The organism is Pseudorhizobium banfieldiae, from assembly GCF_000967425.1.
In the GTDB taxonomy this organism is placed as follows: Bacteria; Pseudomonadota; Alphaproteobacteria; order Rhizobiales; family Rhizobiaceae; genus Neorhizobium; species Neorhizobium banfieldiae.
This window is the reverse complement of sequence record NZ_FO082820.1, coordinates 2,405,900-2,430,173: the sequence shown is the minus strand read 5'-3', so window position 1 is coordinate 2,430,173 and position 24,274 is coordinate 2,405,900. Positions and strand designations below refer to the sequence as shown.

Genomic DNA, 24,274 nt, shown 5'->3' with positions numbered 1-24,274 from the left:
GTACCTCCGGTGCTGCTCCGCGCCCTCCGGTTCTTCCTGCTCAACCGGGCTGATCCTCACTGTCAGCATTTCTGCTTTGACGTGCCGCCGGTCGGCGACTAGGAAGGCCGTTCCCTCCTTGCCGTCTGCCGGAACTCCTTCATGCTCGACCGCCTGGCTCCGGCCCTCTTCGTCCTTCTCTGGTCCACCGGCTGGCTGGTCGCCAAGTTCGCGGTCGCGCATGCCGATCCGCTGACCTTCATGGCGGCCCGCCATGCGCTGGCGGCGATCGCGTTTACCGGCCTCTGCCTCGCCGTCGGCGCGACCTGGCCTTCAAGCCGCAGGGTGGCTGGCTATGCGATGCTCTCCGGCGTGTTCCTGCATGGCCTCTATCTGGCCGGCGTCTGGTGGGCGATCGGGCAGGGGGTGCCGGCGGGGCTCTCCGGGATCATCGCCGGGCTGCAGCCGCTGCTGACGGCTGCCATGGCGCCGCTGCTGATCAGCGAACGGCTTCGCCCCCGCCAGAAGATCGGCATCGTCGTCGGCTTCGTCGGCATCCTGATAGCCATCTCGCCGCAACTTCTCGACACGTTCGAGAAGGGACTGGCAGGACTGGGCTTCCCCGTGATGGTCAACCTTCTCGCGATGTTTTCGGTCACCTATGGCACGCTCTACCAGAAGCGCCACCTGCAGGAGGGGGACCTCCTGACGATCGCCGTCTTGCAGTTCGTCGGCGCCTTTCTGGTGACGCTGCCACTGGCCCTTGCGTTCGAGGACCTGCGCTTCGACTGGACGGGGGAGGCGATCTTCGCCATGGCCTGGTCGGTCTTCGGCATTTCCATGGGCGCCGTTGGTCTGCTGCTCTACCTGATCCGTCGCGGCCAGGTATCGCGTGCCGCTTCGCTCATCTACCTGATGCCGCCGGTGGTGGCGATCGAGGCCTTCTTCCTGTTCGGCGAGCCGATGACGCTGCCGATGATCGTCGGCACGGTCATCGTCGTCGCCGGCGTCTACATGGTGAACCGCAAGACATAGCGGCACTGTTCTCGGGTCAGGGAACGGGTGTCGGCAAAAGCCGGCACTGGCTAGGCAATGGGTCTCAGCAGTGAAGGAGACCCAGATGCTTGAGAACAAGGTTGCCATCATCACCGGCGCGTCCAGCGGAATAGGGCTTGCCGCCGCAAGGCTGTTCGCGGCCGAGGGCGCGGCGCTCGTCCTCAACGCCCGCCGGCAGGAGAACCTCCAGGCGGTGGTCGAGGAGATCACGGCTGCCGGCGGGCGTGCCCATGCCGTTGCTGGCGACGTGGGCGAGGACGAGACGCATCGAAGAATGATCGAGGCGGCGCGTGACATGTTCGGCGGCCTCGACATCGCGTTCAACAACGCCGGCTCGGTCGGACCGTATAAGCCGCTTGCCGACGTGATGCCGGAGGAATGGGGAGAGGCTCTCGCCGTCAACCTCACCGGCGCCTTCCTCGGCGCAAGACGGCAGATACCCGCCATGCTCGAACGGGGGGGCGGGTCGATTATCTTCACCTCCACCTTCGTCGGAACAAGCGTGGGCATTCCCAACATGGGGGCCTATGCGTCGGCCAAGGCCGGCCTGATGGGATTGGTGAAGGCGATCACGGCCGATTACGGCTCCCGCGGCATTCGCGCCAATGCGCTCCTGCCGGGAGGCGTGGATACGCCAGCCGCTGGCGATGCGGCACAGAAGGAATGGGCGGCCGGCCTGCACGCGCTGAAGCGAATCGCCCAGCCGGAGGAGATCGCGCGGGCGGCGCTCTTCCTTGCCGGACCGATGGCGAGCTTTGTTGCCGGCACGGCACTGTTTGCCGATGGAGGCAATGCAGCGGTCAAGTAGCGAAACAGAAAGAGGCCGCGATGGCGGCCTCTTTCGTATCATCTGGCCGAGCGGACCACTCAGGCCGGACGGCGGCTGCGGCCTTCGTTGCCGCCGCCGAAGCGAACCGGACCGGGGTTGCCGCTGGCCTTCTGGGCCGGGCGGCCATGGCCGTTGCGGCTGCGCTGGTTGCCGCTCTCGTGGGCACCGTGAGCTGCCGAAGCGTTGCCCTTGCGGTGGTCCTTGCGGGCCGGGCGGTTGGCCTGAGGCTGGGCGCCCCGCTCCTGGCCATCACCGCGCCCTTCGCCGCCTTCCGACTGGAAGAACGGCTTGCGGGCCGGACGCTTGCGCTGCTGCGGGCGTCCTTCACCACCGGCCGGCTGGCCGTTGCCGCGACCGCGATTACCGCCGCGGCTGTTGTTGTTGCCGCGTGCCGGGCGATTGAGCCCCTCCGGGCGCTCGCCGGAGGCCGTGGCGATCTCGATCCCCATCAGCTTCTCGATGTCGCGCAGCAGCCCGGTTTCTTCTGACGTGCAGAAGGCGATCGCGATGCCGTCGCGACCGGCGCGTGCTGTACGACCAATCCGGTGGATATAGGCATCCGGGACTTCCGGCAGGTCGTAGTTGAAGACGTGGGTGACATCGGGGATGTCGATGCCGCGGGCAGCGACGTCGGTCGCGATCAGCGTCTGGATCTCCCCGTCACGGAAACCCTTCAGTGCCCGCTCGCGCTGGCCCTGGCTCTTGTTGCCGTGGATGGAGGCAACCGAATAGCCCACCTGGTCGAGATGCTTCATCAGCTTCTCGGCTGTATGCTTGGTGCGCATGAAGACGATCGCCCGGCCACCGGCATTGGCGGTCAGCGTCTTCTTCAGGAGCTCGGTCTTGTCGTTCTTGCCGCCGACGAAGTGCACGTACTGCTCGACCTTGTCGGCAGCCTTGCCCGGAGGCGTCACCGACACCTGGATCGGATCCGTCAGGTAGTCGCCAGCCAGTTCGGCAATCGCCTTCGGCATGGTCGCCGAGAAAAGCAGGGTCTGGCGCTTCTTCGGCACCATCTTGGAGATCTTGCGAAGGTCGTGGATGAAGCCGAGGTCGAGCATCTGGTCGGCCTCGTCGAGGACGAGATAGCGGACGGTGGTCAGGCCGATCGCCTTGCGGGCAATGAGGTCCAGCAGGCGCCCGGGCGTTGCGACGAGGATGTCGGTGCCCTTTTCCAGCATCTGCTGCTGCTTGTTGATGGATGCGCCGCCGACCACCGAATTGACCTTCAGCGGCATGCCACGGACATAAGCCTTCAGGTTGACGGCGATCTGGTTCACCAGTTCGCGAGTCGGTGCGAGGATCAGAGTACGCGTCGTGCGGTTGTCGGGACGCTTGGGGTCCTTCGACAGCATCTCGATGAGCGGCAGGCCGAAGGCGGCCGTCTTGCCGGTGCCGGTCTGGGCGAGACCAATGAGGTCGCGGCCCTGGAGAAGATGCGGGATAGCCTCAGCCTGGATCGGCGTCGGAGTGTCGTAGCCCAGGGTGGAAAGGTTGGCTACGAGCTGCTTGGCGAGGCCAAGCTCATGGAAATTCGTCAAGTCGAATACCTTTTCGGGGCGCCAAAAGCGCACGACCGGCTACGGCACCATGCCGTCCGGTTTGCCCTTGGCGTCAAGAACCCCGCGTGAAGTGGGAACTTGTGTGTTGGAAATTGCTTCCCAGCGCGTAAACCCTCGGGAGCGAGGGCGATCTGTCTGTGCGCCTTGTTCCTTCTTCGCGAACCTGTGTCGCAGGGCCAGCTCACGCGGCGGCCGGAAGGTGAAAGCTGAGCCTCATTTGGTGGATGAGTGGTCGAAAGTCAAGCTGCGATTTCGCAACCGCAAAAAGAAGGGCCCGCACCGGAGTACCGGACGCGGGCCTTTCGAACTGCTGATGAATGGATCAGTAGCAGACGCGGGCGCGATAGGCTTCGCCCCATTCATTCTCCACCCATTCGTAGTGGCAGCGTGGTGCCGCGCGATAATAGGTGCGGCGGTAGACGGGCCGCGGAGGGGGCGCGTATTCGTATTCCGGCTCGACGTAGACGCGGCGCGGCTGGGATGCGATGGCGCCGCCGATGATCCCGCCGGCCAGGCCTGCCGCGACACCAACCCAGACGTCGTCATTGTGGCGCCCGCCGGCCTGGGCCGCAGGCGCGGTCGAAATCATTGCGCCGGCCAATGTCAGCGCGACCAGACCCGCAGAAGCACTTTTCTTCAGTATCGACATTTCTCGTTCCTCTCCCTTTCCGGGCACGTCAGGAGCCTCAACTATGATGGTGGCAGTTTGATGGAATTCTAATGAACGCAGGCTGAACGGCTGGTTCAGGAACATCTACCGTTCGCTCCGAATTGGCCCTCGGGCATCGGTGGCGGTCGTGAAGGCGCTGGAGTTGACAAAAAGCAACGAAAATTGCCCCGCCAGCCGGCGCGGGAAGAGGTTGTTAACCCTAACCGTGATGAGATTGCCGAATCGGAGGATAGAGAGATCGCTGCGGCGCCGGCCGGATGCGGTTGGAGCGGAAGACGGTGGAGATGCATGGCAAACTCCTGATGACGGCCTGCGCGCGGATCGAGGATCTGCGCGAACCGGCGTTCATCAAGGACAGCACGCTCAATTATGTTGCCGTCAACAGCGCCTATGCGGCGCTGTCCGCGATGATTCCCGATGATTTCGTCGGACAGTCCACCCATGATGACATGGCGGGTCTCTCTCAGCCGGATCGCAAGGAGCGGGAGTGCCGGGCGCTCATCTTCGGCACCGAAGAGATCGTTCACTGTTTCGATGCGTCAGGAGCGCTGCGCCACGAGATCATGATCGAGCGTTTCGTGACGGAAGACGACCGGACCTATCTCTTCGGGACCTTCCTGCCGGCGGGGGAGCCGGGCAGGGTGCCGATGCCTGAACCGAAATCTGGGGGAGGAAAGACGATGAGCCAAGGCGGGGATGAGCAGGACCTGCAGCTGGAGGATGCGCTGGACCTTCTCGATGTGGGGATCGGCATCTACGACGAGACGGACACTCTGGTCTACTACAACGCCCAGCTGATCGACTTCTTCGATTCGTTCGACGTGCGTCTCCAGATCGGCGTGACGTTCACGCAGATCTGCGAGCAGGTCTACGACAAGAGCGTTCGCAACAGCCCCCGCCTTGCCGGACGCGAGCCCCCGGAGCGGACCGCATGGGTGCGCGACAGGGTTGCGACATTCCGTTCTCCCTATTCGGAAAGCATCGAACAGCTTGCCGACGGCCGCTGGCTGAAGAGCGTCAACAAGCGCCTCGACAACGGCCTCGTCATCACACTCCGGTCGGATGTCAGCGATTTCAAGGAGCAGGAGCACCTCCTGCGCAAGAACATTGGCGAAACGGAAATCCTGCGGGCCGTTCTCGAAGACCTGCCCGTAGCGGTCTTCATGCGCGACAGCGAGCAGCGGCTCGAATTCGTCAACGCGGCCTATGAGCGGATGTTCGGCGACAAGCGTGAGAACATTCTCGGCAAGACCGACGCGGAAATGTTCCCCTGGAAAGCCGAACGCAGCCAGAGCGAGAACGACAGGATTCTGGCCGATGGCGAGGTCGCCGAGAAGGCGGAAGACAAGGCCTTTCCCGACGGGCGCGTCATTCCGGTCATCACGCGGCAGATGCGGGTCGTGGATGCCGACGGCCATCCGCACCTGGTCGGTTCGATTACAGACATAACGCCCTACAAGGAAGCCAAGGAGCACGCCGAGAAGCTTCGGGAGGACATGCAGACGATCCTGCACGGCATTCCCGTCGGCATCGGCATCCTCGACAAGGACTTCGTCTTCGAATCCGCCAATCCCGCCTTCTACGGCTTCTGGGATGCCGGCGAGCAGTTCGATCTCGTGGGCCGTTCCTACCGGGATTTCCTGAAGGTCAATTACGACCACGGCATCTACGGGGATACCGACAAGAGCTTCGAGGAAATCTACGAGCAGCGCATCGCCAACCTGACGAAGGATGGCGAGCGGCCGCCGATCGAGGTCCGTAGCGCCCAGGGCCGCATAATCCTGATTTCCGGCACGAAACTGTCCGGCGACAAGCTGCTGCTCAGCTATACGGACATCACCGCCATCCGCAAACGCGACGAGGAGGTGCGCGCGGCTCAGCAGGCGCTCGACCGGCAGGGCGCGCTCATGCGCGAGGCCACGGGGGCGATGTCGCAGGGCCTGCTCATCCTGCATGACGGCGTGATCATGTTCTCCAACAAGTCACTGCCGGCGATGCTGGAAATCCCGGAAAGCCTTGGCGCGCCGGGGTCGCTCTGGCGCGATGTCTTCCGCTATTGCGTCAAGCGCGGCGATCTGGGTCCTACCGACGAGGCGATGGAGATCCTGCGGCTCTGGGAGGAGAATGTCAGCCAGGGCAATTCCGTGGAGGCAACCTTCCGGATCGAGGGCCGCAAGTGGATCAATGTCGAGGCCAATCTCAGTGGCGACGACCATTGGCTGGCCGTCTTCACCGATGTCACCGACGTGAAGGAACGCGAGGCAGAACTGACCCGCCTGGTCGAACGCGCCGAAGCCGCCGATCGCGCCAAATCGGAATTCCTTGCCAATATGAGCCACGAGATCCGCACGCCGATGAACGGCGTGCTCGGCATGGCCGAACTGCTGGCGAAATCCGACCTCGACACACGCCAGAAGACCTTCATCGACATCATCGTCAAGTCCGGCAATGCGCTCTTGACGATCATCAACGACATCCTCGACTTCTCCAAGATCGACGCCGGCCAGATGAAGCTCCGCAAGGCGCCCTTCGATCCGGTCGAGGCGATCGAGGATGTGGCGACGCTCCTGTCGTCTTCCGCCGCGGAAAAGGACATCGAGCTCATCGTCCGTGGCGATGCCTCCGTGAAGGAGACGGTGCTCGGCGATGCCGGTCGCTTCCGCCAGATCATCACCAACCTCGTCGGCAATGCGGTAAAGTTCACCGAGAAGGGGCACGTCTTCATCGACCTCCACTCGGAAGCCGTCAGCGATACCGACATGATGCTGACCGTGCGGATCGAGGATACCGGGCTCGGCATTCCCGACGAGAAGCTGAAGTCGGTCTTCGAGAAGTTCTCGCAGGTCGATACCTCCTCGACCCGCCGGCACGAGGGAACGGGGCTCGGCCTTGCCATTACCGCCGGCCTTGTCGAACTCTTCGGCGGCCATATCGAGGTGACGAGCGAGGTCGGCAGGGGATCGGTCTTCACGGTACACCTGCCGTTCCCCGTCGTCAGCGAGCGCGGTACCAACACGGTTCTGCCGATCAACACCGCCGGCGCACGGGTGCTGGTGATCGACGACAACGCCGTCAACCGTCGCATCCTGACGGAACAGCTGACCATGTGGGGCTTTGATACCGTGGCCGCCGATGGCGGTGCCGAGGGACTTGCCTTCATGAACGAGGCGTCACGCCTCGGGCTCGTGATCGATGCCGTCGTGCTCGACTACCACATGCCGGAGATGAACGGCCTGGATGCCGCCCGCCATATCCGCGCCGACCGCAGGTTGGACGACCTGGGGATCATCTTCCTCACCTCCATGGACATGGCCGGCGACGAAAACCTCTTCGCGGAACTGAACATCCAGGCGCACCTCATGAAGCCGGCGCGTGCCAACCTCCTGCGGGCTACCATCATCGACGTCGTGCGCTCCGTACGGATGAAGCGCCGCACCGCGCCCGTTACGGCTGCCGCGCAGGCAGTTGCCGCACCGCAGCTGGTCCTGCCTGTCGAAGGCGCGGCGTCCACGCCCGTCGTCCGCTCGCTGCCCGCGCTCGACGTGCTCGTGGCCGAAGACAACGAGGTCAACCAGATCGTCTTCACGCAGATCCTGCAGGGAACCGGCTGGCGGTTCGAGATTGTCGAGAACGGCGCCAAGGCCGTCGAGGCGTGGCAGGAAAAGGATCCGGCACTCATCCTCATGGACGTTTCCATGCCGGTCATGAACGGTCACCAGGCGACGCAGAAGATCCGCGAGCTGGAGAAGCAGGCTGGTGGCCACGTGCCGATCATCGGCGTGACGGCCCACGCGCTTGAAAGCGACAAGGAACTCTGCCTTGCTGCCGGCATGGATGACTACATGTCGAAGCCGATCAGCCCGGAACTGCTGGAGCAGAAGATCAAGGCCTGGCTGGGGGAGACATCCACCTCGGCTTCTTCCGGATGACGGGTGGCGGCACCGGATGATCCACAACGAGCGTACGAAGCTTACCGCGAACTGGTTGAATGCCATGGCATCCGGCGTGATCATAACCGGTGTGGTCGCGCCCTCAATCGCGGTGCTGTTTCAGCTCAGCATGGGGATCGGGGTTAGCCCGTTGCTGCTGGTTGCGGCCAGCGGCGTTTGGCTTTCCTCCGGAATTGCACTACATTTGCTTGGGCGAAAAGTTCTCGGGAGGCTCATGTGAGCTGGTTCACTGCCTACGCTTTCTTTGGCATGCCGCTGATTGCCCTGGCAGTCGGTGTCGGCGTTTATTACTTCACCGCTCCCGGCAATCGTCAGGGCATTCATCCCGGCGAGTAGAACTGCGCCTTCCTACTTCCGTCCGCACAGCATTTCGCGCTTCCCTGCAAAGCCCGACCGTCGCTCAACCGTGAAGCCCGCTGCCTGCAGGTTGCGGCGGACGAAGCCTGCCGCGGCATAGGTGGCGAAGCTTCCGCCTTCGACGGTGCGGTCGTAGACCGCCTGCATCAGTTCCGGCGACCACATGTCAGGATTGCGCGACGGCGCGAAGCCGTCGAGGAACCAGGAGTCGAACTGCGCTGGCGCAGCCATGACGCCCTCCAGCGCGGGATCCACGACGACCGTCAGGCGCGTCTGGGCATCGGCGGCGATCTCCAACCGTCCCTGCGGCGCCGCGGGCCATGCCGCCGTCAGCGCCTGCCGCTCGGCATTGATCTCCGGCCAGTGCGACAGTGCCCGGTCCAACTCCTGTGCCTGCATCGGGTAGAGTTCGAACGAAACGAAGTGGAGGGTGGAGCCCGGGCATCGCTGAAGCTTCCACTGCCGCCACGTCTCGCAGAAGTTCAGCCCCGTGCCGAAGCCGAGTTCGCCGATTCGGAAATCGCCGCCGGCCTGCCATCGATCCGGCAATCCGTTGCCGGCGAGAAAGACGTGGCCGCATTCGAGCCGACCGTCGCTGCGGCAATAAAAGTGGTCGCCAAACTGGGTGGAAAAGGGCATATCGCCCTCGTGCCACTGAAGGCCCTTGTCACCATTTTCGGAAATGTCGTCGCTCATGGCCAATGCCGATAGTCCCGCCGGTGGGGCCGGTCAATCGCTTCCCGCTTCTGCCGACCTCGTCATCCTCGGAGGAGGAGTCATGGGACTGTGGGCAGCTGTGAAAGCGGATCGGCTCGGCATCCCTACGCTTCTCCTTGATGCAGGTCGAACTGGGGGCGGGGCGAGCGGCGGGCTCCTCGGTGCGCTGATGCCGCATACGCCGGATCGCTGGAACGACAAGAAGCAGTTCCAGCTCGAAGCGCTCGTCTCGCTGGAGGAAGAGGTCGCGCGGCTGGAATCGGAGACGGGTCTTTCGACCGGCTATCGCCGCTCCGGCCGCCTGATCCCGCTGCCGAAGCCCCACCTGCGGGACATCGCCGTCCGCAATGCCGAGGAGGCGCGGGAGAACTGGACCACCTCTGGGCGGAGCTTTCGCTGGCAGGTCCTGGACAACGCGCTCGATGCCGGGTGGCCTGACGCGGCGGCCTGCGAGGCCGGCCTCGTGCACGAGACCCTGTCCGGCCGCATTTCGCCACGCCTCCTGACAGCCGCGCTGCAGGCCCGACTGGAGCTGTCGGATCACGTACAGGTCGCAGAGAATGCCGCTGCTGAGCGGATCGATCCGAAGGCGCGGCTGGTGCATCTTTCCGGCGGGACAAGTATCGCTTTCGGCCACTGCATCGTCGCGACGGGTCCCCAGTCGTTTCCGCTCCTGCAGGCAATCGAACCGGCCGCGAACCGTCCGCTCGGGCGTCCGGTAAAGGGGCAGGCGGCACTCCTGCGGGCCGATATCGATCCGACCCAACCGGTGGTCTTCCTCAACGGCCTCTATGTCGTGCCGCATGACGACGGAACGGTTGCGATCGGCAGTACGAGCGAAGAGGAGTTTGCCGATGCCGTCACCACCGACGGCAAGCTCGACGACCTGCTGGATCGCGCGCGCCAACTGGTACCCGGCCTGCAGGAAGCCACGGTGCTCGAGCGTTGGGCGGGGCTTCGCCCGAAGGCGATCGGCCGCGAGCCCATGGTCGGCCCCCATCCGGACCATGCCTCCCTCGTTGCGCTGACGGGCGGCTTCAAGGTGAGCTTCGGGCTCGCCCACCGGTTGGCCGATGCCGCACTCGCGGGCGTGGCTGGCAACCCGGTACCGTTGCCGCCGTCCTTCGTGTTTGCGGATCATCTGCGGCTGGCGCGGGACCCATCCTGAGGCTCAGGAATCTGCCATCTCGACAGAGGGTGGAGGGCTGGCTACCGTCAGACTTCTTTTTCGCAAGGTGATTTGATGTCGTCGAAGGACTACCCTCGCAATCTCGTCGGTTATGGCCGCAACCCTCCCGATCCGAAATGGCCGGGCGGCGCCCATGTCGCCGTCCAGTTCGTGATCAACTACGAGGAGGGCGGCGAAAGCTGCATTCTCGACGGGGATCCCGCCTCGGAAAATCTGCTGTCCGAAATAGTCGGTGCGCAACCCTGGCCAAACCAGCGCAACCTCAACATGGAATCGATCTACGAATACGGTTCCCGCGCCGGCTTCTGGCGGCTGTGGCGCATGTTCACCGAGCTCAAGGTGCAGACGACGGTCTACGGTGTCACGCTTGCCATGGCGCGCAACCCGGAAGCGGTCGCGGCGATGAAGGAAGCCGGCTGGGAAATCGCCAGCCACGGCTACCGCTGGCTCGAATACAAGGACTTTCCGGAGGACAGGGAGCGCGAGCATATACGCGAGGCGGTCCGCCTCCACACGGAGCTGACGGGCGAGCGCCCTCTCGGCATGTACCAAGGCAAACCGTCTGACAACACGCTTAGGCTCGTCATGGAGGAGGGCGGTTTCCTCTACTCCTCCGACTCCTATGCCGATGATCTGCCCTACTGGGTGCCGGGGGTCGAATGGAAGCCATTCCTGATCATCCCCTATACGCTGGAAACCAACGACATGCGCTTCGCAACGCCCCAGGGCTTCAACTCCGGCGATCAGTTCTACACCTACCTCAAGGATGCCTTCGACGTGCTCTACAGGGAAGGCCAGGAGGGTGCGCCGAAGATGATGTCGGTGGGCCTCCACTGCCGCCTCGTCGGTCGCCCCGGTCGCGCCGCGGCCCTTCGCCGCTTCATCGAATACGTGCTCTACCACGACAAGGTCTGGATTCCGCAGCGGATCGAGATCGCCCGCCACTGGCACGAACATCACAAGCCAGGAGATGCCTCATGACCGCCCGCGAGGATTTCATCGCCCGCTTCGGCGGCGTGTTCGAGCATTCGCCCTTCATCGCGGAGCGCGCCTATGACCGCGGGCTGATCTTCGTACCGCTGACGGCAAGGGGTGTGCATCAGGCAATGGTGTCGGTCTTCCGCGAGGCTTCGCAGGAAGAGCGGCTCGCTGTCCTGCGGGCGCATCCGGATCTCGCGGGGAAGCTCGCCATTGCCGGTGAACTCACCGAAGACAGCCGTCAGGAACAGGCGGGCGCCGGCCTTGATCGCCTGAGCCCGCAGGAGCATGCGCGCTTCACCGAACTCAACACCGCCTATACGGAGAAGTTCGGCTTCCCCTTCATCATCGCCGTGAAGGGGCTCGACAAGGACGACATCCTCGGCGCCTTCGAGCGCCGCATCGGCAACAGCCTCGAGGAAGAGTTCGAGACTGCGTGCGCCCAGGTGGAACGCATCGCCAGCCTTCGGCTTGCGGCACTCTTGCCGGAAGGTTGAGCAGCTTTCCTCAACTCGCTTCCCTGCCTATATTGAGGAGGCATATCGAGGTGATGCCATGAGACCGTCCGAAGTCCTGGAGAAGAACCGCGAGGCGATCCGTCGGATCGTAGCGCGACGCAGTCTGTCGAACCCGCGCGTATTCGGTTCGGTCCTGCGCGGGGAAGACGTGCCGGGCAGCGATCTCGATATCCTCGTGGATCCGTCGCAAGACACCAGTTTACTTACTCTGGGCGGTTTGGAAGGTGATCTCTCCGAGGCGCTCGGCATCCGGGTCGATGTGAAGGTCCCAGGCGATTTTCCGCCAGCGGAACGAGCACGCATCGTGAGCGAAGCGGTCGCCATATGAGCGATGAACGACTTCACGTTTATATCGGGCGAATGCTCTCAGCTGCAGAAAAGGTCATCTCCTATACACGGGAGATGCAGCGAGAAGCGTTTTTGGCGGATCAACGAACGCAGGATGCCGTGATTGCCAACATCATGGCCATCGGCGAATGTGCCATAAAGGTTTTGGAGCGGTATCCGCAATTCATTGCGGAGCATCCCCAAATCGCTTGGATTGACATCCGCAACATGCGGAACCGTATCGCGCACCAATATTTCCAGCTCGATGTGGATACCATCTGGCAGACCGCCAATCAGGTGATGCCTGAGTTTATCGAGCAGCTCGAGTCTCTTCGCCATTGGCGTCCGCAGGGGGAATAGCCCCAGACGGATAGCTCCTTCCCACCTCGAAGCCCGTCGCCTATAATCCGGCAACGAGGGGTTCAGAATGAGACCGTCCGAAGTCCTGGAGAAGAATCGCGAGGCGATCCGCGAAGCGACGAAGCGCTTTAACGCGGCGAACCCGCGCGTCTTCGGTTCCGTGGCGCGGGGGGAGGACAAGGATGGCAGCGATCTCGATATTCTCGTCGACGCACTGCCGGGTATGACATTGCTCGATCTTGGCGGCCTGCAGCATGAACTCGAGCAGCTTTTTGGTGGAACGAAGGTGGACGTAGCCACTCCCGGCGCTTTGCGCGACAGGATGCGCGATCGGATCATGGCGGAAGCAAAAGCCATATGACTGCTGATCGCTTGGCGGGCTACATCGCGCAGATGAATGAGGCGGCGCTCAAGGCAAGCGACTTTCTCTCCGGCATGGGGTATGACGCTTTCGCTGCAGACGAGCGGACCCAGATGGCTGTCGGAATGACACTCGTTTTGATCGGTGATGCGGCCGCGCGGATCATGCAGCACTACCCTGATTTCCCAGTTGAGCATCCCGAGATCCCTTGGAACAAGATCAAGGGCATGCGCAATGTCGTCGTGCATGACTACTACGAGCTTGATCTGCCGGTTGTCTTTGAGACAGTACAGAAGGCATTGCCGGACCTGGTTATCCAACTTGACGCCCTTCGCCACTGGCGCCCGCAAGGCGAATGACCATGCCACAGCATCTCCAGATCCAACTCCTTACCAAAGCCGCCTTCGCCCCTTTCGGTGATGTCATTGAGGCCGACCCCGCCACGGTCCGCCTCATCAACAACGGCACCACGGAGCGCTTTCACCGCCTCGGCACAGTCGAGACGGATGGCGCGGGCGCCATCATCAGTCTGTTTCGCGGCCAGCCGCGGCAGTTCCCCTATGCAATCGACATGATGGAGCGGCATCCGTTCGGCAGCCAGAGCTTTCACCCGCTGTCGGGACGGCCCTTTCTCGTGGCGGTGGCGGAGGATGTCGGGAGCCGTCCTGGCGAACCGAAGATATTCCTCGCCCGCGGCGACCAAGGGGTCAACTACCGCCGCAATGTCTGGCATCATCCCCTGATGGTGATCGGATCGCCCAGCGACTTCCTGGTCGTCGACCGCGACCGGCCGGAAAACAATCTCGAAGAATTGTTCTACGACACGCCTTACTTGATCTCGGAGCCAATCCCATGACCGGCCTTACCACCCATGTCCTCGACACCGCCCGCGGCGTGCCAGCCAAGGGGCTGAAGATCGATCTCTATCGTGTCTCGGGGGATGTCCGCGAGAAGGTGAAGAGCGTCAGCACCAATTCCGACGGCCGCGTGGATGACGGCCCTATCCTCGCCGACGATACGTTCAAGGCGGGTGAATACGAGTTGGTGTTCCATGCCGGCGATTACCTGCGCATGACCGGCCACTCCCTACCGGAGCCTGCTTTCCTCGACGTCATCCCGATCCGCTTCGGCATCGCCGATACTACGGCGCACTACCATGTGCCGCTGCTGCTTTCCCCCTTCGGTTATTCCACTTACCGCGGCAGCTGATCGATCTTCGGATGGCGATCGAAACGTTTCGGAAACCATAGGCGAGGATACTGCGCCGGAATCGATGAGAGGTTCTGATGGCCAGTTCCAGACGGAAGCCGCAGCGCAGAAGCGGCGGCAGGAAGAAGCGTACCGCAAGCGGCCGCGGCGGGTCCACATGGCTCTGGGGTGGAGCGCTGATCGCGCTCGTCGGAGGGATCGCCGCTTACGACAACTCTGCTGATCTGAGGCGCTTTGCAGGCAATCTGACGGGCGGCGTGGAGCAGAAGGTTGCAGCCCGACCATCGCCCTCGAAGGCGCAGCAGAAGCCGGCGTCGAAGGACCCCGCTACTGTTCGGCCGGCTGCACCCGTTCCACCGCGCGGCCTCGCCTCGAAGGAAGAGAAGCGGCAGGGTGCGCCCCAGCGCCAGGATGCGCTGCAGACGGCAGCCATCACCCCACCGGCGCCGATCGGCCGTCCGGCCCCGCAGCGTCCGGTACCCGCTGCCCTCAAGCGCGATGGGCCTTCCGTCACTCTCGGCCGCCACCAGACCAAGTTCTACCTTTGCGGCACCGCCAAGCAGGATGACTGCGTCATCGCTGGCGACAGCTTCATGTTCCATGGCGAGAAGATCCGCCTTGCGGGGATAGAGGTGCCCGATATCGACAAGCCCCGCTGCGAGGCGGAGCGGATCAAGGCAAGCGATGCGGAACTGCGGGTGCGGGCCTTTCTCGACTCTGGTCCCTTCGAACTGGTCGCTGCCGGAGCCGATGATGCCGATAGCAAGGGCCGCAAGGTACGCGCCGTGATGCGCAATGGTGTGTCGCTCTCCGACGTGCTGGTGCGCGAGGGGCTGGCCCGGAAACCCGGTGCGCCCGGTGGCTGGTGCTAGCGACATTCGTGTGCTCTGCTTCGCGGCGGGCGTGCTTCAGGCGGAGCGGGAGCCAAGCCTGTTGGGGCTGTCCTGGAGTTTCGCAGTACGGTAGCTGTTCAACCGCCGTGAAAGGGGTTCTCCATGGATGCCGCATTTGGTCAGTTGCTGCATGTTACGACCCGCGCCATCGAGGTCGCAGGCGTGGCGGTGATCGTCATCGGAATGTTCTTCGCGGCCTTCAACTTCCTTAGGGCGAGATCGCGCGAGGGTGCCTATCATGAGCTGCGCGCCACGCTTGGCAGAGCCATCCTGCTGGGCCTGGAGCTCCTGGTGGCGGCGGACATCATCAACACCGTGGCCATCGAGCCGACCCTCGACAGCCTCGCCGTGCTGGCAGGCATCGTGCTGATCAGAACCTTCCTGAGTTTTTCGCTGGAGGTGGAGATCGAAGGAAAGTGGCCCTGGCAGCAAGCCAAGCCTTCATCCGGTCAATCCTCGGGAAGTTCCGCTCGGACCGAGCTTGTCGATCGTCCGCACTGAGACCTTCCGGGCAACCTCCACCGACCCCTGCCGGCCTGGTCTTTCCCTTGCTGATCCCCTGCTTCAGGAACCTTTCGATTCCTCATGGATTCTGGAGGCGATGCAGTCTCAGGAGGAATGCGAGATGAGCCAGACAAACCGTGGTCGCGCACAGGACAGGGCCCGCGTCGCCGCCGGCCAGGATCATGAACTGCGCTATGAAGCCGACAAGGAAGGCGTGTCGAAAGCCGACGTCAAGGACGCCGTGCATGAGGTCGGCAACAGCCGAAACAAGGTAGAGCAGAAGCTGGAAGAGGGCCGCTGAAGCAGTCCTCGCTCATGATGCGGCTCTGGCGCCGTCAGAACCGCGTCTCGGCGATCACGCTGCGGTCCACCGTCTGGATGTCCCGCTTGCCGCAGAGCGCCATGGTCACGTCCATCTCCTTTCTGATGATCTCCAGCGCCGTCGTCACGCCGGCCTTGCCCATGGCTCCGAGCCCATAGAGATAGGGGCGGCCGATATAGGTGCCGCGGGCGCCAAGCGCCACCGCCTTCAGCACGTCCTGGCCGGAACGGATGCCGCCATCGAGATGCACCTCGATCTTGTCGCCGACAGCGTCTACGATGCGCGGCAGCATGCTGATCGATGACAGCGCACCGTCCAACTGCCGGCCACCGTGATTGGAAACGACGATCGCGTCCGCGCCGCTCTCGGCCGCCGCCCGCGCATCTTCCTCGTCGAGGATGCCCTTGAGGATCAGCTTGCCGCCCCAACGCTCCTTGATCCAGGCGACATCCTTCCAGGACAGCTGCGGGTCGAACTGTTCCGCCGTCCAGGAGGAGAGCGAGGAGAGGTCGGAGACGTTCTTGGCGTGACCAACGATGTTGCCGAAGCCGCGGCGCTTGGTGCGCAGCATGTCCATGCACCAGAAGGGCTTGGTGGCCAGCTGGATGCCATGATGGACGGTCCACTTCGGCGGTGCGGAGAGACCGTTGCGCAGGTCCTTGTGGCGCTGGCCGAGAATCTGCAGGTCGAGCGTCAGCATCAGCGCCGAGCAGTTTGCTGCCTTGGCGCGGTCGATCAGGTTGTTGATGAAGTCGCGGTCCTTCATCACGTAAAGCTGGAACCAGAAGGGCTTTGAGGTGACGGAGGCGACGTCCTCGATCGAGCAGATCGACATCGTCGAGAGCGTGAACGGCACGCCGAATTCTTCCGCCGCCTTGGCTGCCAGCATCTCGCCGTCGGCATGCTGCATGCCGCACAGCCCGGTCGGCGCGAGTGCCACCGGCATGGAAGCATCCTGGCCCGCCATGGTCGTCGCCAGCGACCTGTTTGTCATGTCCACCAGCACCCGCTGGCGAAGCTTCACCTTCGAGAAGTCTTCCTCGTTGGCGCGATAGGTGCCCTCCGTCCAGGAGCCGCTGTCGGCATAGTCGAAGAACATCTTCGGCACCCGGCGCCGGGCGCGCGTCTTCAGGTCGGCGATGGTCAGCGGCTTGGACATGATCGGTACTCCCCCGGCAGAACGTATCGTCAGCTAGCATGAGTCATTCGAGCGCGTCAGCAAAAAAGACGAGAAAGATGTTCAATGTATGCAAAGGTCGAATCGACCAACAGCTGATAGATAAGGCCGGAACATATGCTCGTCTCAGCGGAGGAGCCGCGGCGGTTGTCTTCGGAAGAAGCCGCATCCTCCACCCGACCATGGCAACTAAGTCTTGCTGTTACGCAGCCGACTTGGCTGGCCGGATGGGCTGGATCAGCACTTCTGCTGGGATATCCAACTCGGCGTTGAGGCGGCGGATCATCTCAAGGGAAAGGGGACGTTTCCGGTTGAGGATTTCCGCAACCCTCCCGCGGCTGCCGAGGACAGGCTCCAGATCCTTGCGGGTAAGTCCCTGCTGTTCCATGCGGAACAGGATAGCATCGACAGGATCAGGCAGATCGATGGGGTGGCGGGCGCTTTCGTAGATATCGATCAGAGTGACTAGCAGGTCGAGCCTGTCGCCCTCCGGCGTTCCGGTTTCGGCCCCCCACAGGGTCTCGAGGAGCGTCATTGCCTGCTGGTAATCGCCTTCACTGCGGATGGGTCTAATCTCAGTCATGTTCCACCGTTGCGGCATCGATCCGGTCATAATCACCGTGTGTTCCGATCCATTTGATCCATACTGTGGCTCGTCCGAAATCCACCGAGGTGATCAGCCGATAGTCATTTCCCTTGATGTTGAACACGACGCGTTCCGCATTGATGATGCTTGCATGGACGTATCGCTTCTTGATGTCGGCGGATGATCGCCACTCCGCCTTGCTTGCTTCATGAAACCAGGAATCCAGCGCCGCCTTCAAAGCCGGTCCGCCTTTTTGGCCCTTTGGGCTTTCTGCGAATTGCCTCAATGCTCGGCGCGAGATTATTCGCATCGGAGACTATCATGCTCCCAAATTGGGTTCAAGGCCTTGCTTCATCGCCTTGCCCGCGACATAGGTCTCCGCCACCGCCCGGTCGTCCCCCATGGTCTGCAGCAGGAAAAGCTCCTCCGGCAGGGTGGTGACCGTCTCCAGCCTCAGCGCCATGGCCGGCGTCGCGGCTGCGTTGAGCACCACGAGGTCGGCGTCCGTGCCGACCTCCAGCGTTCCGATCCGGTCCACGAGCGATAGCGCCTCGGCGTTGCCGCGGGTCATCAGGTGGAAGCTGTCCAGCGGGTTCAGCCGCTGCCCAAGGACCTGCTGGATCTTGTAGGCCTCGTCCATCGTGCGCAGCATGGAATAGCTCGAGCCGCCGCCGATATCGGTTGCTACCGCCACCCGCACCGGCTTGTTCCGCCGGCGGATGGCGTTCAGCGGGAAGAGGCCGGAGCCGATGAAGAGGTTGGATGTCGGGCAGTGGACGGCGACCGATCCCGTCTCGCTCAAGACGTCTGCCTCGCGGTCGGAGAGGTGGATGGCGTGTCCGAGCAGCGTCTTTGCGCCCAGCAGGCCGTAGCGCGCATAGATGTCGGTATAGTCCTTCGCCTCCGGATAAAGCTCGCACGTATATCGGATTTCGTCGAGGTTCTCCGAAAGATGCGTCTGGATGTGGAGATCCGGGAATTCCTGTGCCAGCGCCTGGGCGGCCTGCATCTGCTCCGGCGTGGAGGTGATGGCGAAGCGCGGTGTGATGGCGACGTGGTTGCGCCCCTTGCCATGCCATTGCTCGATCACCGCACGCGTCTCCTCATAGCTCATCTGTGGCGTGTCGAGCAGGCCCTGCGGGGCGTTGCGGTCCATCATCACCTTGCCGCCGACCATGCACATGCCGCGCTTCATCGCCTCGGCGAAATAGGCGTCGGCAGATGCCTTGTGAACCGAGCAATAGGCGGCGGCCGTCGTCGTGCCGTGGCGGATCATCTCGTCGTAGAAACGGGTGGCGATGCGGGCCGCATGGTCGCTTTCGACGAAGCGGCATTCCTCATGGAAGGTATAGGTGTTGAGCCATTCCAGAAGGCTGCCGGCATAGGAGGCGATCACCTGCATCTGCGGAAAGTGCAGGTGCGTGTCGATCAATCCGGGCAGGATGAGATGCGGCCGGTGGTCGATCTCATGGGTGTCCTGGGCCGCCTGCGCCTTGATGTCCGCATAATCTCCGATGGCGGCGAAGATGCCGTCCTCGATCAGCAGCCCGCCGTCATGCTCATAGGCATAGCTCTCGGTGTCGGTCAGGCTCATCGGCGCGCGTTTGAAGGTTAGCAGGCGGCCGCGGATCAGGGTCTTCGTCATTGCGAAACTGTGCTTTCATACCAGGCGGCGAGCAACTGGCGCTCCTCCGCCGAAATCTCTGTAATGTTGCCGGGCGGCATGGCGTGGCTCCGGCCGGCCTGGATGTATATCTCGCGGGCGTGTGCGGCAATCTCCCGGTCGGTCTCCAGCTTCACGGCCTTCGGCGGGAAGTTCACGCCGTCCCAGACGGGTTCAGCCGCGTGGCACATGGAACAGCGGGACAGCACAACGTCCCGGGCGGCGTCGAAATGGGCGTTCGATGCGAACTTCTGCTGCAAGGGGGACAGTGCTGCATTCTCGGTCTCCCCGGTCAGCACCTTCGGCACGGTCGAAAGCCACATGATGGCGATGAAGATGAGCAGCGTCACGAGCCAGGTCCAGGTCGGCCTGCCCTTCCTTGCATGGGTCGTGTTGAACCAGTGACGGATCGTCACTCCCATCAGGAAGACCAGCGCCGCGATGATCCAGTTGAACTCCGTCGCGAACGCCAGCGGGTAATGGTTCGACAGCATGAAGAAGATGACGGGAAGCGTCAGGTAGTTGTTGTGCAGCGAGCGCTGCTTGGCGATGACGCCGTATTTCGGGTCCGGCGTCCGTCCGGCGATCAGGTCGGCCACAACGATCTTCTGGTTCGGGATGATGATGAAGAAGACGTTCGCCGACATGATGGTGGCAGTGAAGGCGCCGAGATGGAGGAAGGCGGCGCGGCCGGTGAAGACCTGGGTATAGCCCCAGGCCATGGCCACCAGCACCGCGTAGAGGACCGCCATCAGGCCCCAGGTGTTCTTGCCGATCGGCGACTTGCAGAGCTGGTCGTAGATGATCCAGCCGACGCCGAGCGAAGCGACGGATAGGCCGATCGCCTGCCACTGGGAAAGCTCGATCACATGGCTGTCGATCAGGAAGAGGTCGGCCCCGGCATAGTAGACGATTGCCAGCATCAGGAAGCCGGAAAGCCATGTCATGTAGCTTTCCCACTTGAACCACGTCAGGTGCTCCGGCATCTGCGCCGGCGCCACCAGGTATTTCTGGATGTGATAGAAGCCGCCGCCATGCACCTGCCACTCCTCGCCATAGGCGCCGACCGGAAGGTGCGGCCGCTTCACCAGCCCGAGATCGAGCGCGATAAAGTAGAAGGACGAGCCGATCCAGGCGATGGCGGTGATTACGTGCAGCCAGCGTGCGGCGAACGACAGCCATTCCCAGGCCACGGCATATTCATACATTCGGCAATCCTCTGGAACCCCTGTTCTCCGACTCGCCACATTGCGAAAAAACGGCGGGTGAGGGAAGGGGCGAGGCAGAGGGATAAAATCTCGTGGCCGGAACTTCCTCCGCGACCTCCGGTTAGCGCGAGCACGCTGCGCTGGAACATTTCCACTTCAGTTGCGGCGTGCGGACCCGGCGCGACAGACGCCCGGTCGCAAACCAGTGCATGCCAGCCAGTGGCAGGGTAGGTAGGGGCTCGCCGGCTGTTGATCATTCGTCAACGGAGAATGAGCAGATGCGCAACCTACCACTGACCCTTCTTGTGGTCTTCCTGTTGTCCGCCCCGGCCGGCGCACACGACGCCCATACAGGCTGGGATTATGACAAGTTCTGCTGCAACGGCGACAACCACAGCGGCGACTGCCAGATGATCTCGACGAAGAACGTCCGGATCATCAATGGCGGCTATCAGATCTCGCTCGGTCCGGGCGACCACAGGCTGGTGACCCGTCCGCATAATTTCAGCCTACGACAGGACCAAGCCCGTCGCTCCCAGGACGAGGACTACCACATCTGCCTCTACCCGACGGAGGATACCTTGCGTTGCTTCTATGCGCCCGACATGGCGTTCTGAGGCAGCGCCTCAGGCCTGGAAATCCGGCATCATCTTGCGCATGAAGTCGCGGAAGACGCGGATCTTGCGAGAATTGCGGCGCGACTCCGGGTAGACGAGCCAGTAGTCGGAGCCATCGCTGGCGAGCAGGTCGAACGGTTGATAAAGCCGTCCGAGGGCGACGTCGTCGGCATAGAATTCCGGCCTCAGGATCGCCACACCCTGTCCCGCAATCGCTGCGGCTGCATGGAAGTACTGTGCACCGTACTGCGTCGCTGGAAATCTTGAGAAGTCAACGTCCTGCAGCCCAGCACGGGAAAACCACAGCGGCCACCACTCGTCCTGCGGGTCGATGATCGGCAGCTTCAACAGGTCCGCGGGTTCATGTACGCCGCCGATGGTTGCAGCCAGCGTCGGGCTCAGCATCGGCGTGAAGTGGCTTTTCATCAGGAAGTGTGACTTCAGCCCCGGCCAGACTCCCTTGCCGGAGCGGATCGCCACGTCTCCCTCCGTGCGTGAAAAGTCGATAACGGACTGTGACGTTTCCAGCCGAACCGCGATCCCCGGGTTTTCGACCTGGAATGTGCCAAGGTGGTGGGCGAGCCAGTGGGAGGCGAAGGTCGCGGTCGTGTGGATCGTCAGCGTGGCTTCCGATTGATCGCGGATGCCGCCCAGCGCTTCTGCCAGCATGTCGAAGGCTTCACCAACTTTCGGGGCAAGTCGCTCACCCACTTCGGTCAGCGCGACCTGTCGCGGGCGCCGCAGGAAGAGAGGTTCGCCCAGCGTGTCTTCCAGCAACTTGATCTGGTAGCTGACGGCCGTTTGCGTCATCCCAAGTTCCTCGCCCGCCCGGGTGAAGCTTTTGAGTCGCGCGGTTGCCTCGAAGACGCGCAGGGCATTGAGCGGAAATTGTCGTGATAGCTTCATGAATAAGTTCTCTTGATCCATCCAGACGATTGTTCGATTGGATCATGGGTGCAAGGAGGCTCATTCTAAACCCACCAGACGAACCAATGGAAGTGGGTGTTTCGATGTCCTTCGCCCTGAATTCACGGCGTGCTCAACCTTGCCTGCCAGATCGCGGGCGTCTCCTGTCGAAGATCTGGAACCGCTTTTTCCTCAGACGTCGCGGCATCAGCCAGATTGATGTCGGCGACCTGCCGGAAGATGTTCTGCGCGACATCGGGCTGCGGGATGGGAAGGCGGCGCATCGGCACGTCTGCGGCAGTTCTGCCTGGCGGGACGCGATGCTCAGCTATCCGCCACGCGGCCTCTGAGCGGTTGCCATCGACAGCACCGTCAGCAGCTCGGCAGCAACCATGGCAGCGATCACTTCCGGGCGCTTGTCCTTGACGGCGCTTCCGCCGATCGGCAGCACCAGGCGTTCCGCCATCTCCGCTGCCATGCCTTCGCGCCGGGCCCAGCTGGCAAATGTGGCACGCTTCGTCGCCGATCCGATCATCCCGACATAGGCGAGATCGGTACGGGCGAGCGCCTCGCGGGCGATCAGGAAATCCAGCGCATGGTCGTGGGTGAGGATAACCGCGGCGCCGCCTGGTGGAATGTCGGCGACCAGCGCCTCCGGCATTGCGGCGTGGCGCGCCGTGACCTCCGGCGAAACATCCCGCAGGGCGTCTGCCCTCGTTTCCACCACGGTGACCGAGAGCGGCAACGGAGCAAGGGCACGGGCCAGCGCCAGGCCGACGTGCCCCGCGCCGAACAGAAAGACCGTCGGGTAGCCCTCTTCCTCCTCCGCCCGGCGCTTCGTGAGCTCCGCCTCGATATCCGGCGTCACCAGGCGGAAGGAAAGCAGTGTTCTTCCGCCGCAGCACTGGCCGATCTCGGGCCCCAGCGGAACGCTCATCTGCGCATCGCCTCGGCCGTGCAGGATCGCACGGGCATTGTCGATTGCCATGAACTCCAGCTGTCCGCCGCCGATCGTGCCCCAGCAGGCTCGGTCTGCGACGAGCATGGTCGCGCCTTCTTCCCGTGGCGTCGAACCCTTTGCCTCGGTGATTTCGACGAGAATTGTCCGGGGATGTGCCGCCAGGAAGGCCGGGAGGGAACGGGTTGTCATGGTGGATCAACCTAGCATTGGCGGCGCTCCACCGCACCCGCATTTCCGCACCCCAATCGATCTCAGTTCATGATTGCTGTTAAAAACTTGTAAGCATCTCTCCCTTATTTCTGGGGATGCAAGAAACACTCTCTCTGGAGCCTGCGGAACAGATGGCCGCGGGCAATACCCATGACAAGCAAGCATTTTCCGGACGTCTCCCGTGACACTGCGCCTCAGGATATCTATCGCAAGATCGTGTCAGAGATCGATGATGGCGTGATCGGCATAGACGCCGGCGGCATCATACGCCTCTGCAATCCTTCTGCGGAACGTATCTTTGGCTGGGAGTACGGAGAGCTTCTTGGCAAGCCGCTGGATGTTCTGCTTCCGGAACATCTGCGCGCCTTCCACGCCAAGCTTGTCTCGAACTTCTTCGCGGGCGCCGGTGAAGCGCGATACATGGGTGCCAGGACTGCCGAGATCGTCGGGCTGCGCGCCGACGGTTCCGAGGTCCATCTGGGGATCACGATCCTCAAGACATCGACGACGTCTGAGCACATGATGATCGCCGTGATCCGCGATATCTCCGAGCGCATCTCCTATCAGCGGGAGCTGCTGCGACTGGCGCAGACGGACCCGCTCACGGGCCTCCTCAACCGGCGGGCCTTCCATGAGAGCTTCGCCGCCCGGATGGCCCATGGCGAGCCGGCGATGTCGTCGGTGGCCCTGCTCGACCTCGACGAGTTCAAGGCGCTCAACGACCGCTACGGCCATGACGCCGGTGACGAGGCGATCATTCGCTTCGCCGACATACTCCGGCAAACCATCCGCAGCGGCGATCTCGCAGCGCGCTGGGGTGGAGAGGAATTCATCCTCTTCCTCCCCAATACCTCGTCGCAATCCGCCGTTGCCGTGGTCGAGCGGGTGCGTGCGGCCTTTGCCGACGCCGTCTTCGGCTGGCGGCGGGGCGGCTCCGGCAGCCTGACCGTCAGCGCCGGCATCGTCACCGACCGGATCGGCAAGGGCGGTCTGGATGCGGCCGTCGCCCGCGCCGATATTGCTCTCTACGATGCCAAGAGGGGCGGGCGGAACAGGATCGTTCGCATTCGCGACCCGCAGGACACCGTGGCAATGTCTGCCGATCACTGAACCGTTCTTGTCCCGTCACATCAATGCTGTGCTAGGCTTGGCACGACCAACCGGA

The 24,274-nt window shown here is 63.0% G+C and carries 29 protein-coding genes; 18 read left to right on the top strand and 11 right to left on the bottom strand.

Features of this window, described 5'->3' with window-relative positions; genetic code table 11:
- The first annotated feature begins 141 nt into the window (after positions 1-141).
- Both NT26_RS11920 and NT26_RS11915 read left to right on the top strand, forming a co-directional pair.
- Positions 142-1,014: a DMT family transporter gene (locus NT26_RS11920; protein WP_052639028.1), complete on the top strand. Its 873-nt coding sequence runs from the start codon at positions 142-144 to the stop codon at positions 1,012-1,014.
- A gap of 85 nt (positions 1,015-1,099) precedes the next feature.
- Positions 1,100-1,843, top strand: coding sequence for an SDR family oxidoreductase (locus NT26_RS11915; RefSeq protein WP_052639027.1), 744 nt, complete (start codon positions 1,100-1,102; stop codon positions 1,841-1,843).
- 59 nt (positions 1,844-1,902) lie between these two features.
- On the opposite strand, the gene NT26_RS11910 is transcribed toward NT26_RS11915, so the two are convergent.
- Both NT26_RS11910 and NT26_RS11905 read right to left on the bottom strand, forming a co-directional pair.
- Positions 1,903-3,405: a DEAD/DEAH box helicase gene (locus tag NT26_RS11910; RefSeq protein WP_052639026.1), complete on the bottom strand. Its 1,503-nt coding sequence runs from the start codon at positions 3,403-3,405 to the stop codon at positions 1,903-1,905.
- A 343-nt stretch (positions 3,406-3,748) separates the two neighbouring features.
- Entirely contained in the window at positions 3,749-4,075 is a 327-nt protein-coding gene (locus NT26_RS11905) for a hypothetical protein (protein WP_052639025.1), read from the bottom strand.
- A 305-nt stretch (positions 4,076-4,380) separates the two neighbouring features.
- Here NT26_RS11905 and NT26_RS11900 point away from each other — a divergent pair, with 305 nt between their 5' ends.
- Positions 4,381-8,025: a response regulator gene (locus tag NT26_RS11900; RefSeq protein ID WP_052642123.1), complete on the top strand. Its 3,645-nt coding sequence runs from the start codon at positions 4,381-4,383 to the stop codon at positions 8,023-8,025.
- Between the two features lie 16 nt (positions 8,026-8,041).
- On the top strand, positions 8,042-8,266 hold the full coding sequence (locus NT26_RS11895; protein WP_052639024.1) for a hypothetical protein: 225 nt from the start codon (positions 8,042-8,044) through the stop codon (positions 8,264-8,266).
- Between the two features lie 128 nt (positions 8,267-8,394).
- Here the strand turns inward: NT26_RS11895 and mnmC2 are convergent, their stop codons facing one another.
- Positions 8,395-9,099 carry a tRNA (5-methylaminomethyl-2-thiouridine)(34)-methyltransferase MnmC2 gene (gene mnmC2, locus NT26_RS11890; RefSeq protein WP_052639023.1) on the bottom strand — a complete coding sequence of 235 codons (705 nt, stop codon included), beginning with the start codon at positions 9,097-9,099 and terminating at the stop codon, positions 8,395-8,397.
- Here mnmC2 and NT26_RS11885 point away from each other — a divergent pair.
- The 12 genes from NT26_RS11885 to NT26_RS11830 all read left to right on the top strand — a co-directional run bounded on the left by NT26_RS11885 (position 9,098) and on the right by NT26_RS11830 (position 15,760).
- Positions 9,098-10,288: an NAD(P)/FAD-dependent oxidoreductase gene (locus tag NT26_RS11885; RefSeq protein ID WP_052639022.1), complete on the top strand. Its 1,191-nt coding sequence runs from the start codon at positions 9,098-9,100 to the stop codon at positions 10,286-10,288. The genes mnmC2 and NT26_RS11885 overlap by 2 nt on opposite strands.
- A 75-nt stretch (positions 10,289-10,363) precedes the next feature.
- Positions 10,364-11,290 (top strand): allantoinase PuuE, encoded by a 927-nt coding sequence (gene puuE / locus NT26_RS11880; RefSeq protein WP_052639021.1) that lies wholly within the window; start codon positions 10,364-10,366, stop codon positions 11,288-11,290.
- Positions 11,287-11,784 (top strand): 2-oxo-4-hydroxy-4-carboxy-5-ureidoimidazoline decarboxylase, encoded by a 498-nt coding sequence (gene uraD / locus NT26_RS11875; RefSeq protein WP_052639020.1) that lies wholly within the window; start codon positions 11,287-11,289, stop codon positions 11,782-11,784. Before puuE ends, uraD begins: the two co-directional genes overlap by 4 nt.
- Before the next feature lie 58 nt (positions 11,785-11,842).
- The gene (locus NT26_RS11870; protein WP_052639019.1) at positions 11,843-12,133 is read left to right on the top strand and encodes a nucleotidyltransferase family protein; all 291 of its coding nucleotides are present in this window, start codon (positions 11,843-11,845) and stop codon (positions 12,131-12,133) included.
- Entirely contained in the window at positions 12,130-12,492 is a 363-nt protein-coding gene (locus NT26_RS11865; RefSeq protein WP_052639018.1) for a HepT-like ribonuclease domain-containing protein, read from the top strand. Before NT26_RS11870 ends, NT26_RS11865 begins: the two co-directional genes overlap by 4 nt.
- Positions 12,493-12,559: 67 nt before the next feature.
- Positions 12,560-12,853, top strand: coding sequence for a nucleotidyltransferase family protein (locus tag NT26_RS11860; RefSeq protein WP_052639017.1), 294 nt, complete (start codon positions 12,560-12,562; stop codon positions 12,851-12,853).
- A complete protein-coding gene (locus NT26_RS11855; protein ID WP_052639016.1) occupies positions 12,850-13,212 on the top strand; it encodes a HepT-like ribonuclease domain-containing protein in 363 nt (120 codons plus the stop codon). Before NT26_RS11860 ends, NT26_RS11855 begins: the two co-directional genes overlap by 4 nt.
- A gap of 2 nt (positions 13,213-13,214) precedes the next feature.
- Positions 13,215-13,709, top strand: a complete 495-nt coding sequence (locus tag NT26_RS11850; protein WP_052639015.1) for an ureidoglycolate lyase — start codon at positions 13,215-13,217, stop codon at positions 13,707-13,709.
- Entirely contained in the window at positions 13,706-14,062 is a 357-nt protein-coding gene (gene uraH / locus NT26_RS11845) for a hydroxyisourate hydrolase (RefSeq protein WP_052639014.1), read from the top strand. Before NT26_RS11850 ends, uraH begins: the two co-directional genes overlap by 4 nt.
- 77 nt (positions 14,063-14,139) lie before the next feature.
- Complete coding sequence (locus NT26_RS11840; protein ID WP_052639013.1) at positions 14,140-14,934, top strand: thermonuclease family protein; 795 nt, start codon at positions 14,140-14,142, stop codon at positions 14,932-14,934.
- A gap of 123 nt (positions 14,935-15,057) precedes the next feature.
- Entirely contained in the window at positions 15,058-15,456 is a 399-nt protein-coding gene (locus NT26_RS11835) for a DUF1622 domain-containing protein (protein WP_052639012.1), read from the top strand.
- Positions 15,457-15,580: 124 nt separating this feature from the next.
- The gene (locus NT26_RS11830; RefSeq protein WP_052642121.1) at positions 15,581-15,760 is read left to right on the top strand and encodes a DUF3606 domain-containing protein; all 180 of its coding nucleotides are present in this window, start codon (positions 15,581-15,583) and stop codon (positions 15,758-15,760) included.
- Between the two features lie 34 nt (positions 15,761-15,794).
- Here the strand turns inward: NT26_RS11830 and NT26_RS11825 are convergent, their stop codons facing one another.
- From NT26_RS11825 to puuD, 5 genes are all read right to left on the bottom strand, one after another.
- Positions 15,795-16,940 (bottom strand): alpha-hydroxy acid oxidase, encoded by a 1,146-nt coding sequence (locus tag NT26_RS11825; RefSeq protein WP_052639011.1) that lies wholly within the window; start codon positions 16,938-16,940, stop codon positions 15,795-15,797.
- Positions 16,941-17,160: 220 nt separating this feature from the next.
- A complete protein-coding gene (locus tag NT26_RS11820) occupies positions 17,161-17,541 on the bottom strand; it encodes a helix-turn-helix domain-containing protein (RefSeq protein WP_052639010.1) in 381 nt (126 codons plus the stop codon).
- Positions 17,534-17,782, bottom strand: a complete 249-nt coding sequence (locus NT26_RS11815) for a type II toxin-antitoxin system HigB family toxin (protein WP_244467606.1) — start codon at positions 17,780-17,782, stop codon at positions 17,534-17,536. Before NT26_RS11815 ends, NT26_RS11820 begins: the two co-directional genes overlap by 8 nt.
- A gap of 81 nt (positions 17,783-17,863) precedes the next feature.
- Entirely contained in the window at positions 17,864-19,189 is a 1,326-nt protein-coding gene (gene guaD / locus NT26_RS11810) for a guanine deaminase (RefSeq protein WP_052639008.1), read from the bottom strand.
- Positions 19,186-20,415 carry a urate hydroxylase PuuD gene (puuD, locus tag NT26_RS11805; protein WP_052639007.1) on the bottom strand — a complete coding sequence of 410 codons (1,230 nt, stop codon included), beginning with the start codon at positions 20,413-20,415 and terminating at the stop codon, positions 19,186-19,188. The genes guaD and puuD overlap by 4 nt, the downstream gene beginning before the upstream one ends.
- 278 nt (positions 20,416-20,693) lie before the next feature.
- Here puuD and NT26_RS11800 point away from each other — a divergent pair, with 278 nt between their 5' ends.
- Positions 20,694-21,032 (top strand): hypothetical protein, encoded by a 339-nt coding sequence (locus tag NT26_RS11800; RefSeq protein ID WP_052639006.1) that lies wholly within the window; start codon positions 20,694-20,696, stop codon positions 21,030-21,032.
- A 9-nt stretch (positions 21,033-21,041) separates the two neighbouring features.
- Here NT26_RS11800 and NT26_RS11795 read toward each other — a convergent pair whose 3' ends face one another.
- From NT26_RS11795 to xdhC, 3 genes are all read right to left on the bottom strand, one after another.
- Complete coding sequence (locus tag NT26_RS11795; RefSeq protein WP_052639005.1) at positions 21,042-21,938, bottom strand: LysR substrate-binding domain-containing protein; 897 nt, start codon at positions 21,936-21,938, stop codon at positions 21,042-21,044.
- A 122-nt stretch (positions 21,939-22,060) separates the two neighbouring features.
- Entirely contained in the window at positions 22,061-22,222 is a 162-nt protein-coding gene (locus NT26_RS22770; protein ID WP_156157142.1) for a hypothetical protein, read from the bottom strand.
- Between the two features lie 44 nt (positions 22,223-22,266).
- Positions 22,267-23,088, bottom strand: coding sequence for a xanthine dehydrogenase accessory protein XdhC (gene xdhC, locus NT26_RS11785; protein WP_052639003.1), 822 nt, complete (start codon positions 23,086-23,088; stop codon positions 22,267-22,269).
- Positions 23,089-23,259: 171 nt separating this feature from the next.
- On the opposite strand from xdhC, the gene NT26_RS11780 reads away from it, so the two are divergent.
- Entirely contained in the window at positions 23,260-24,219 is a 960-nt protein-coding gene (locus NT26_RS11780; protein WP_052639002.1) for a GGDEF domain-containing protein, read from the top strand.
- Positions 24,220-24,274 lie beyond the last annotated feature (55 nt).

Excerpts from the sequence above, each read along its gene's own strand:
- NT26_RS11840 (WP_052639013.1), top strand. The coding sequence starts at position 14,140 with ATGGCCAGTTCCAGACGGAAGCCGCAGCGCAGAAGCGGCGGCAGGAAG.
- puuE (WP_052639021.1), top strand. The coding sequence starts at position 10,364 with ATGTCGTCGAAGGACTACCCTCGCAATCTCGTCGGTTATGGCCGCAAC.
- NT26_RS11835 (WP_052639012.1), top strand. The coding sequence starts at position 15,058 with ATGGATGCCGCATTTGGTCAGTTGCTGCATGTTACGACCCGCGCCATC.
- xdhC (WP_052639003.1), bottom strand. The coding sequence starts at position 23,088 with ATGACAACCCGTTCCCTCCCGGCCTTCCTGGCGGCACATCCCCGGACA.
- NT26_RS11825 (WP_052639011.1), bottom strand. The coding sequence starts at position 16,940 with ATGTCCAAGCCGCTGACCATCGCCGACCTGAAGACGCGCGCCCGGCGC.
- uraD (WP_052639020.1), top strand. The coding sequence starts at position 11,287 with ATGACCGCCCGCGAGGATTTCATCGCCCGCTTCGGCGGCGTGTTCGAG.
- NT26_RS11895 (WP_052639024.1), top strand. The coding sequence starts at position 8,042 with ATGATCCACAACGAGCGTACGAAGCTTACCGCGAACTGGTTGAATGCC.
- guaD (WP_052639008.1), bottom strand. The coding sequence starts at position 19,189 with ATGACGAAGACCCTGATCCGCGGCCGCCTGCTAACCTTCAAACGCGCG.
- NT26_RS11850 (WP_052639015.1), top strand. The coding sequence starts at position 13,215 with ATGCCACAGCATCTCCAGATCCAACTCCTTACCAAAGCCGCCTTCGCC.
- NT26_RS11795 (WP_052639005.1), bottom strand. The coding sequence starts at position 21,938 with ATGAAGCTATCACGACAATTTCCGCTCAATGCCCTGCGCGTCTTCGAG.
- puuD (WP_052639007.1), bottom strand. The coding sequence starts at position 20,415 with ATGTATGAATATGCCGTGGCCTGGGAATGGCTGTCGTTCGCCGCACGC.
- NT26_RS11860 (WP_052639017.1), top strand. The coding sequence starts at position 12,560 with ATGAGACCGTCCGAAGTCCTGGAGAAGAATCGCGAGGCGATCCGCGAA.
- NT26_RS11830 (WP_052642121.1), top strand. The coding sequence starts at position 15,581 with ATGAGCCAGACAAACCGTGGTCGCGCACAGGACAGGGCCCGCGTCGCC.
- NT26_RS11780 (WP_052639002.1), top strand. The coding sequence starts at position 23,260 with ATGACAAGCAAGCATTTTCCGGACGTCTCCCGTGACACTGCGCCTCAG.
- NT26_RS11900 (WP_052642123.1), top strand. The coding sequence starts at position 4,381 with ATGCATGGCAAACTCCTGATGACGGCCTGCGCGCGGATCGAGGATCTG.
- mnmC2 (WP_052639023.1), bottom strand. The coding sequence starts at position 9,099 with ATGAGCGACGACATTTCCGAAAATGGTGACAAGGGCCTTCAGTGGCAC.
- uraH (WP_052639014.1), top strand. The coding sequence starts at position 13,706 with ATGACCGGCCTTACCACCCATGTCCTCGACACCGCCCGCGGCGTGCCA.
- NT26_RS22770 (WP_156157142.1), bottom strand. The coding sequence starts at position 22,222 with ATGCGCCGCCTTCCCATCCCGCAGCCCGATGTCGCGCAGAACATCTTC.
- NT26_RS11870 (WP_052639019.1), top strand. The coding sequence starts at position 11,843 with ATGAGACCGTCCGAAGTCCTGGAGAAGAACCGCGAGGCGATCCGTCGG.
- NT26_RS11885 (WP_052639022.1), top strand. The coding sequence starts at position 9,098 with ATGGCCAATGCCGATAGTCCCGCCGGTGGGGCCGGTCAATCGCTTCCC.
- NT26_RS11820 (WP_052639010.1), bottom strand. The coding sequence starts at position 17,541 with ATGACTGAGATTAGACCCATCCGCAGTGAAGGCGATTACCAGCAGGCA.
- NT26_RS11865 (WP_052639018.1), top strand. The coding sequence starts at position 12,130 with ATGAGCGATGAACGACTTCACGTTTATATCGGGCGAATGCTCTCAGCT.
- NT26_RS11800 (WP_052639006.1), top strand. The coding sequence starts at position 20,694 with ATGCGCAACCTACCACTGACCCTTCTTGTGGTCTTCCTGTTGTCCGCC.
- NT26_RS11905 (WP_052639025.1), bottom strand. The coding sequence starts at position 4,075 with ATGTCGATACTGAAGAAAAGTGCTTCTGCGGGTCTGGTCGCGCTGACA.
- NT26_RS11915 (WP_052639027.1), top strand. The coding sequence starts at position 1,100 with ATGCTTGAGAACAAGGTTGCCATCATCACCGGCGCGTCCAGCGGAATA.
- NT26_RS11920 (WP_052639028.1), top strand. The coding sequence starts at position 142 with ATGCTCGACCGCCTGGCTCCGGCCCTCTTCGTCCTTCTCTGGTCCACC.
- NT26_RS11855 (WP_052639016.1), top strand. The coding sequence starts at position 12,850 with ATGACTGCTGATCGCTTGGCGGGCTACATCGCGCAGATGAATGAGGCG.